Here is an 8,916-nt window from a genome sequence, read left to right as displayed (position 1 = left end):
CCTCCATAACAAATTGCACTGTAATATTATTATAATACCCCCCTGTGTTATTTGTCCATTTCTTAGGTACCACTATAATTTTGCCAAGCCTTCCGCGAATTTTTGATTTTTTATCGGTGGTATTTTTGGTAAGCATAAATTTCATAAGCATACCGATTGCGTAAATATCCGTTCGATTGTCGGATTGAGTTCCGACACCGCCTTGTTCGGGGGGCCATAAAAATCGGTGTGCCGGCAAAAACAGTATCTTTTGGTGTGTTGATTTTGTTCAATCTCGAATTGCCGAAGTCAATAAGATAAAATTTGTCCTCTATTTGCGAATACATTACATTATTCGGAGAAATATCTCTGTGAATTAAGTTATCGTTGTGAATCGGTTTTAAGATGTTGCATAGTGCGGTTGCCATTTTGATAACAAACTTTTTGCCGAAACAGGTACCTTTACTAAGCATTGATTCTATTGTGTAGCCCTGTATACATTCTTCATATAATATGTATTTATCGTTTTCGGGACTGTAAAACAATTCTTTGATTTTAGGTACACCGTCATAATCCTTTTCTTGAATTATTTTGTATATTTCAAATTGTGGTCTGTCAAGTATTTTCTTAATGTATAGTTTGTCATCTTCTGTACATTTTACTCTGAATGTAGTAAGATTGTCGTTTAACGGACATATAATTCTGTATTTTATCATAAATATTCCCCCTATATACTAAGTATACCATTAATTTCTTCATATATCAACAAGATATTTGTACAAAACACACAAACAAATTAACCCTGCCGGGAACTGCAAAAGCGATTGCAAGAGATTATAATGAAATTATCAAATTGATACGGGGAGTGTCAGACTTTAAGATTAACACTGGCAGTCCGATACATTTGTGTCGCATTTTGATAAAATATAGAATAATATAATCTGGTAGGAGTGTGAAAAGTGTGGCAAAAAAAATGTCAAAATTGAAAACAGAGGAGCTGACTGAAATATTAAAACAAACAACAGATATAGATGTTTTTTTAGATGACAATGAGTTACTTCCGAATGTATCTTTAGCAGAATATATTAATGAACTTGTGGAAGAAAAAAAGACTAAAATTGCGGATGTTGCAAGAAAGGCACATATGAGTTCGTCATATTTGTATAAATTGGGTGAGGGAAAACGTAAGTCACCGACGCGAAATAAAGCCTTGCAGATTTGTTTCGGACTTGGACTGGATATAGATGAAAGCAATGAGCTTTTGAAGCTGGCGGGCGTAGGTGTGCTTTATTCAAAAATTGCACGCGACAGCATTATTATGTTTTGTCTGGAAAAAAAACACAGCATTTTAAAGTGTGAAGAATTGCTTGAAAAATACAAGGAACTGTCAATTATTAATGAGAAGTAATTATATGGGGTGAAATTATATGGACATTTTTAAAGTAATTAAATGTGACGGTAAAGATTGCGGAAACGACGTGTTTGTGTGGAAATTTCCGGGTGAGGATTTTAATACACTATCACAACTGATTGTACATGAGTCACAAGAGGCAATATTTTTTAAAGACGGACAAGCGCTTGATACGTTCGGACCGGGAAGATATACATTGCATTCGCAGAATATACCGCTCATTCGCAGATTGGTTAATTTACCGTTTAACGGTGAATCGCCGTTCCATTGTGAAGTATATTTTATAAATAAAACCGTATCAATGAATATTCGTTGGGGTACACCGACGCCGCTTCAGATTGAGGACGCAAAATATAAGATTATGATACCTGTAAGAATGTTCGGACAATTTGCAATACAGGTTGCGGAGAGTAAAAAGCTGTTGATTAAATTAGTAGGAACAACTCGAGAATTTAATCAGAAAACTTTATCCGATTGTTTTAAGGGGATTTTGCTTACAAACATAAGAGATTATGTTGCCAAAATGTTTGTGCAGAAAGAAATTTCAATTCTTGAAATACAATCATATTTGAAAGAAATATCAAACACAATAGCCGATGATTTGAGAGCGGAATTTACGGAATACGGATTGGAACTTGTCAATTTCAACGTAAATGAAATATCCGTTCCCGAAAACGACCCCGCGTATTTGGAACTTCGTAAGGCGAAGTCCGAAAGAGCAAAAATGGATATACTCGGATATAATTATCAGCAGGAAAGAATGTTCAACGTTCTTGACAGAGCTGCGTCAAACGAGGGTACTTCGTCAGCTGTTATGGGTGCCGGAATGGGACTCGGAATGGGTTTGAACGTCGGAAATGCAGTAGGCGGAGCAATGAATGAGGCAATCAACGACAATATAAAACCTCAAAATAATGAGCAGGAAAAACCGGAACAACCGCATGAGGATAACGGTATTGTTTGTGAAAACTGCGGTGCAAAGTTGCCGGAGGGAGCAAAATTCTGTTTGGGTTGCGGTCAGAAGATAGTTCTGAAAGGTAAAAAAATCTGCCCATCGTGCAATGCCGAATTACCCGAAGAGGCAAAGTTCTGTTTTGTGTGCGGTGAAAAACTTGAAAAGACTTGTTCAAAATGTGGCGCTGTAATTCAACCGGGAGCAAAATTCTGCCTTGAATGCGGTGAAAAGGTACAGTAGGAGATGAAATGATATAATGGAAAATGTAATTTGTCCAAATTGCGGTTTTCAGTTTCCGCTTGATAAATCAAGAGATTTTTGCTTTTGTTTAAAATGCGGTACTAAAATAGAAGTGCCGAAATATGAAGAAATTAAACCGGAAGTACAAAAGGTAAAACCGACAGAACAACCGGAAGTAAAAAATAAAACACCGAAGAATGAACCAAAAAGTAAGGTTGACAGTGCTTTGGAAGAGGTTGAATTTTATTACGATACAAGTTTTAATAAAAAAGAATATGTAGATACGGAAAATCAACCTACATATTATTTGAAAGCTCAGGATTTACTTATTGATCTGTCTACGGAATTTGAAACAGATTGGCGTATATGGTGGGAAGTATCAAAGCCGATTGATTACAAGTGTACGGAATTTACGGAGGAGTGCCGTCCGTATACGGTAAATGATATGTATTTTCAAAGGGCGGTTGACTATGCGCCGATTGAGCAGAAGAAAGAGCTTATAAAACTCGGTGATGAATATAAAGAGAGAAAAGAAAAGTTTTTCAAAAAGTTTGATGAGCAGGCTGAAAAAAGAAAAGCGGAAGAAAAGGAACGGCTTGAAAAAGAAAAAGCTGAAAAGGAACGATTAGAAAAAGAGAAAGCCGAAAAAGAAAAGGCAGAGAAAGAACGATTAGAGAAAGAGAAAGCCGAAAAAGAAAAGGCGGAGAAAGAGCGATTAGAGAAAGAGAAAGTAGAAAAAGCCGAGGCGGAAAAGAAAAAGGCGGAGGAAGAAAAGCAAAAGAAAGAGCAAGAAGAAAAACAAAAAGAAGAGGGGACAAAGCAAATCGCTGTGTTAAATCCTCAATTATATGTTGAACTTGCAGGTAAAAATTATGATAAAGTTGACGGCGGATATTTTACAACCAACAATGCAAACGGTGAAAAAATTATTGTTGCATTGCGTGTTGTTTCAAAAATGATGTATCTAATCGGTTTTCGTGAGGCTGCGAGTAATAATGCATTATATTGTGATCAATCAATGACTGTGAAATTTAATGCACAAGGCGATATTGTTGATTTCGGAAACAGACCGATTATGTTTTTGCCGGATAACGGTAAGCTAAATATTTCTTATGTTTATACGGGTGACTTGAGCATTAATGATTATAAGCTGGACATAAATGCGGACTACGTTGACCAACTTATGAAAAATTCAAAAAAAGCATTTATAAAAAGTAAGATTTTCAAATAGGGGTGATTTTAAATGAGTGAAAGAGTTTGCCCGCATTGCGGAGCACCGTTAGAGGGCGTGTCAATTTATGAAGATACAATTTGTGATTACTGCGGAAGTGAAGTAAAGGGAGAGAAAAGAGAAGAAACTCAAACACAAACTCAAAATCAAACAGTTAAATTAAAAACTAAATATAAAATTAATTGGGTAGATACTTATGTAACAGACAGTAATTTTGCAAACCGACAGAGATGTGTTGCAATTCCGAAAGGTGAAAAAAGAGTATTGCGTTTAAAAGTGTATTTTGAACCTGCAACGGAAGATATAGTTGAAAATGCTATTTTGACTTTTGTTTCATATAAAACTCTCAAAGCTGTAAGTTGTGATGTTATTAAGACAGAATTAAAAAGAGGAGATACTGCCATTACATATAAAAAGTCGCTGAGTTCTTTTGAAGAAGGAGAATATTTAGGTGGATTAACTCTTGATGGAAGAAAGGAATTGTTTTTTTTCAAAGTAATAGTCGGAAATGCACCTATTATTAAAGAAAAGATTAATACGGCAGAAAACAGAAAAAATTGTGCACAAATGGCATTAAATATGTGCAGAACAAGAAAGTTATCTGCAGCAGGAATGATTCCTGTTCAGTCAAATATTATGAGTATACCATACGGAGCAAAATATAAAGAATTGCTTGGAATACCTGAGGGTGTGGAAACGTATATGATTTTTGAAACATCTTTAAGAAAAGCAAAAAAAGGATTGGCAATTTGCAGTGACGGAATTTATTTAAAAGCCGATTCCAAAAGAGTACATTTAAGCTGGTATGACTTTTTATTGATGCAAATCAGCACTACGGATGGTGGTTTTAAATTATCAGAGTACTGGTTTGTGAATTGGTCGGGAGGATCAGAGTTAATGGCAGAAATGCTTTCCGATATACAAAGAAGAATTATAGATGATATATATTTTAAATAATATAAAAATCGAATAAGAAAGGAATTAATAATATGAAGAAAAATTTGATTATATCTTCCGGTATAGTATCTATAATGCTTATTTTATCTACATTGACATTGTTTACGCATACTATAAAAACACCGGCGTTTGTTATAGGATACATATTTTTAGACATTGCGATTGTATTGCAGATAATTCCTTGGGGAGTTTTGAAATTTAAAAACAATTTGAAATTTTTAAGAGTGCCTTATATCATTGTTTACGGAGTATATCTAATTATTCAGTTTATATTGTTTAAGACGGTTATCAGAATGACGCCAATGCTTACAATGAGTGTTGTTCTTTTGTGCTTGATGGGTATTGCTCAGCTTATATTGTACGGTGCGTTTGGCAGTATAGAAAAAAATCAGACAAGCGGAGAATATAGTTTCTATACCGAAAGTCAACGCCATATAAATTTGATTTTGGTAAGCGTCAATGACGACGGTTTAAAAACTGAATTAAAAAAGGCAGTTGACAATATTAAATACGGTAATCGAAAAAGCAGTGTAAACAGCATGGAGCTTGAGGACAAGATTGAGGGTACTATTGAGGAAATCGGCAGATATGTTGAATCCAATGAAGTTGTCGAGGCGAAAAAACTTGTTTCTAAATTGAATTTATTTATTGAAAAAAGAAATGTAATGTGTTAGCGGAAGGGGAGAAAAAATAATGAATTTTGATATCAGTGCAATGAAATTGCGCGCAAAGAGTTTGGTAAAACAATGCGGTAACACACCGGCACTTATAGAGGCACTGTTATGGTTGTTGAGAGTGATTGCTGTTATGTGTGGATCTTTGAGTACGCAGAATGGGTCAATAGGAGGCTATATCATATCGGGTGTTGCAACGTTGCTTTTGATATTTTTGCTTGTGGGAAGTGAATGGTATACTTTAAATGTGGCAAGAGAAGAAACGCCGGATTTTCAATCGGTTTTTGACGGCATTACCAAAATGCCGATTAAGGTGCTTTTAATTACGATAATAAGAAGTATTATGTGCTATGTATTTGCTATATTTTTAATTGTTCCGATAATATTCCCGATATATTGGTTCAGACCTGTTTTCTACATAGCAAAGGACAAACAGGGAATGTCGTTTATAAAAGTTATGGCTGAAAGTATTAAATTGATGAAAGGCAATAAAATGGCTTGGTTTAAACTTGATTTGTCATTCATCGGTTGGTATATATTAAATACAGTTACACTTGGTTTTGCAGGTTTTTATTCGTTGCCGATTATGAAAACAACGTATGCGGAATTTTATGACTTTATCAAGGGTAAGAATGAAATGTTCTGATTTTCGGAAAGGGGAATTTATTATGAAAAAAATAATTACATTAATTTTAGTAGGTTGTATGGCACTTTCAATAGGCGGTTGTGCAACAGAAGACGCGGCAGATTCATTGAATGATACTATAAATACTTTAAACACATCGGATTCAAAGGAAGTAATGGAGATAAAAAACGGCTATCTTCCTATTTCAGATCAAGTAACAGTAGGTGAGGCGCTTTATAGTTTTTTACTTAACCCAAAGTGGCAATATTTTGTAAGTACAGATAATTATCAAGTTGTTCAGTGTACAGGTGAGTGCTTATATAATGATAAAAGTGTTGAGGCGAAAATTCAATTTTTGAGTTATGATGACGGTACTTTTGAGTTACATACTGTAGCATTAAATGACATTGAACAGGACGAGTCTTTGATTATAGAATTTTTTGTGAAAGCATACGAAGATGCAGGTGCTACGGATTTGTATGATGACGGTGGAGAGGATGAGTTGAAAGGCAGTTCAACCGCTACATCACATACAAACAATAATAATTCGACAAGCACACCACCGCCTTACGGCGATATAGGTGATGTTGGAGTGATTTCTACTGACGGATATGATTTGGACCAATATTATGTAACCGATACATTGCTTGACCGTTTATCACAAGACGAAGTCAGAACGCTTTTAAATGCAATGTACGCACATTACGGCTATACATTCACCACCGAACAATATGCACAGTTCTTTAGCTCAAAACCGTGGTATTCTTCAAGAGGTACATCAATGTCAGATTGTGAAAGTATGTTCAACGACTATGAAAGAAAGAACAAAGAAACCATAACCGCTTATGAATCAAGAAAAGGCTGGAGATAAATAACACCGTAGAGTCAACCGTAAAGGTTGGCTCTTTTTTGTATGCGATGGCAATACAGCTTATCCTTATTTATATACTGTATAAATGGGGTGGTTTAAGTGAAAGGGAAAATTAAAATCAATTATGAACTGAAAGCAAGTTACAGACGTGGAATTGTAAAGGAGATGTATTCAAGAAAAATGATAACGGAGCAACAGTACAAGAGATTGCTTATGAAATAGCGACAGCGGGGAGGTATCGGCGGTGCTTAAAGTGGCGGCATATGCGCGTGTTTCGACTGACAAGGAGGACCAAATAAATTCACTTACAAATCAGCGTGAGTATTTTGAAAGCTACATTAAATCAAAGGACGATTGGGAGTTTGTCAAGGTATATTTTGACGAGGGTATCACAGGCACTCAAACCAAGAAACGAAAAGGTTTTAACCGTATGATTGACGACTGTAAAAACGGAAAAATAGACTTGATTTTAACAAAGGAAGTCAGCCGTTTTGCAAGAAATACTGTTGACACGTTGAATTACACCCGTATGTTAAAGGAATATGATGTAGGTGTATTTTTCATCAACGATAATATTGATACACGTCAAAATGACGGTGAGTTTCGTTTGGCGATTATGGCATCTGTTGCACAGGAAGAAAGCCGAAAAATTTCAGAACGTGTGAAATGGGGACAAAGACGTGCTATGGAAAACGGTGTTGTGTTCGGAAATAACAGTATTGTCGGGTTTGATATTAATGACGGTGTATTGTCGATTAATGAAAGTGAGGCGGAAGTTGTCAAATTGATTTTTCATAAGTACGTAAATGAGGGTAAAGGTACGCATATTGTTGCACGGGAACTTTACGAAGAAGGTATAAAACCGCCTAAATCAAGTAAAGATTTTTGGAGCAGTACAATGATTTTAAATATATTGCGTAATGAAAAGTATGTAGGTGATTTACTGCAAAAAAAGTATGTCACGAAAGATTATCTTACACATCATAAGGTCATAAATGAAAGTGAGGACAAAATATATATTGAAAATCATCATGCGGGGATAATCAGCCGTAAAATGTGGAATATGGCACAGGCTGAACTGCAAAGGCGAAGTGTGGATAAAAGCACTAAGAAAAAGTATTCCAACAGATATTGGTGCAGTGGTAAGATAATTTGTTCCGAATGTGGTTCAAGGTTTGTGATACGCAAATCAAAAAAGAAAAGCGGTATCTACATAATGTGGGCTTGTCATGAGAGAACGGCGCACGGTAATAAAAAGCTTGATAAAAATAATAATCAGGTTGGCTGCAATATGCGTACCGTAAATAACAAGTCGCTTTTGACTTGTATGAAGTTTATAACCGAACAACTTGATGTGGATATTAATAATATTGCTGACGATATATTGAATGAGATTAATAACTCGGTTGATATGCCGGAGGATAATACGCAAAATCTGATACTTAAGATACAGGATATACAAAATAAAAAAATGCGTATGCTTGACAGTTATTATAGCGGTGACATAAATAAAGACGAAATGACTGCTCTTAAAGATAAGTATGATAAAGAGATTGAGAAAATCAATGCTATTTTGCAGAAACAACAGAACAACCAAACCGCTATACAGAGAAGACAGAACAATATAGATGAGTTGCGGAAATTCATAATAAATGCGATTTGCTCCGAAAATGTGTATGGAGAGATTGTCGATAAAATTATTGTGTATGATGATTATATGCTTGTGAAACTGAAATACATAGATTTCGCTTTTAAAATTAAATACTCAACTCACGGTTATATGGAAAAGTACACGACAGTTATTGAAAGTTGTGAGATTGTTTCTTTTTGAGGAGGGTAGATGATGTTTATTGATAATAATATTAATGAGTTAATTGAATATATGACCTGTTTTTAGAGAGTGTGAGAAAAAGTCTGTAAAAAAGAATCCTTCTATGATAGAATATAAATAAATCATAGGAGGAATTTTTTTA

General features: G+C 35.0%; 10 protein-coding genes. 9 read left to right on the top strand and 1 reads right to left on the bottom strand.

Features of this window, described 5'->3' with window-relative positions:
* Positions 1–110: 110 nt before the first annotated feature.
* A complete protein-coding gene (locus LKE05_RS13855; RefSeq protein WP_308457226.1) occupies positions 111–695 on the bottom strand; it encodes a protein kinase domain-containing protein in 585 nt (194 codons plus the stop codon).
* A 245-nt stretch (positions 696–940) separates the two neighbouring features.
* Here LKE05_RS13855 and LKE05_RS13850 point away from each other — a divergent pair, with 245 nt between their 5' ends.
* The 9 genes from LKE05_RS13850 to LKE05_RS13810 all read left to right on the top strand — a co-directional run bounded on the left by LKE05_RS13850 (position 941) and on the right by LKE05_RS13810 (position 8,774).
* On the top strand, positions 941–1,387 hold the full coding sequence (locus LKE05_RS13850; protein WP_308457225.1) for a helix-turn-helix domain-containing protein: 447 nt from the start codon (positions 941–943) through the stop codon (positions 1,385–1,387).
* 19 nt (positions 1,388–1,406) lie between these two features.
* Positions 1,407–2,585 carry an SPFH domain-containing protein gene (locus LKE05_RS13845; protein ID WP_308457224.1) on the top strand — a complete coding sequence of 393 codons (1,179 nt, stop codon included), beginning with the start codon at positions 1,407–1,409 and terminating at the stop codon, positions 2,583–2,585.
* 16 nt (positions 2,586–2,601) lie between these two features.
* On the top strand, positions 2,602–3,816 hold the full coding sequence (locus tag LKE05_RS13840; protein ID WP_308457223.1) for a TFIIB-type zinc ribbon-containing protein: 1,215 nt from the start codon (positions 2,602–2,604) through the stop codon (positions 3,814–3,816).
* A gap of 12 nt (positions 3,817–3,828) precedes the next feature.
* Positions 3,829–4,773, top strand: a complete 945-nt coding sequence (locus LKE05_RS13835; protein WP_308457222.1) for a TFIIB-type zinc ribbon-containing protein — start codon at positions 3,829–3,831, stop codon at positions 4,771–4,773.
* 32 nt (positions 4,774–4,805) lie between these two features.
* A complete protein-coding gene (locus LKE05_RS13830; RefSeq protein WP_308457221.1) occupies positions 4,806–5,447 on the top strand; it encodes a hypothetical protein in 642 nt (213 codons plus the stop codon).
* Positions 5,448–5,466: 19 nt separating this feature from the next.
* The gene (locus LKE05_RS13825) at positions 5,467–6,093 is read left to right on the top strand and encodes a DUF975 family protein (protein WP_308457220.1); all 627 of its coding nucleotides are present in this window, start codon (positions 5,467–5,469) and stop codon (positions 6,091–6,093) included.
* Between the two features lie 22 nt (positions 6,094–6,115).
* A complete protein-coding gene (locus LKE05_RS13820) occupies positions 6,116–6,943 on the top strand; it encodes a YARHG domain-containing protein (RefSeq protein WP_308457219.1) in 828 nt (275 codons plus the stop codon).
* Between the two features lie 99 nt (positions 6,944–7,042).
* A complete protein-coding gene (locus tag LKE05_RS13815) occupies positions 7,043–7,165 on the top strand; it encodes a hypothetical protein (RefSeq protein WP_308457218.1) in 123 nt (40 codons plus the stop codon).
* 22 nt (positions 7,166–7,187) lie between these two features.
* The gene (locus tag LKE05_RS13810; protein WP_308457217.1) at positions 7,188–8,774 is read left to right on the top strand and encodes a recombinase family protein; all 1,587 of its coding nucleotides are present in this window, start codon (positions 7,188–7,190) and stop codon (positions 8,772–8,774) included.
* The last annotated feature ends 142 nt before the right edge of the window (positions 8,775–8,916 follow it).

It is taken from the genome of Hominilimicola fabiformis, assembly GCF_020687385.1.
Lineage (GTDB): Bacteria > Bacillota > Clostridia > UBA1381 > UBA1381 > Hominilimicola > Hominilimicola fabiformis.
This window is presented reverse-complemented; position numbering and strand designations above follow the sequence as displayed.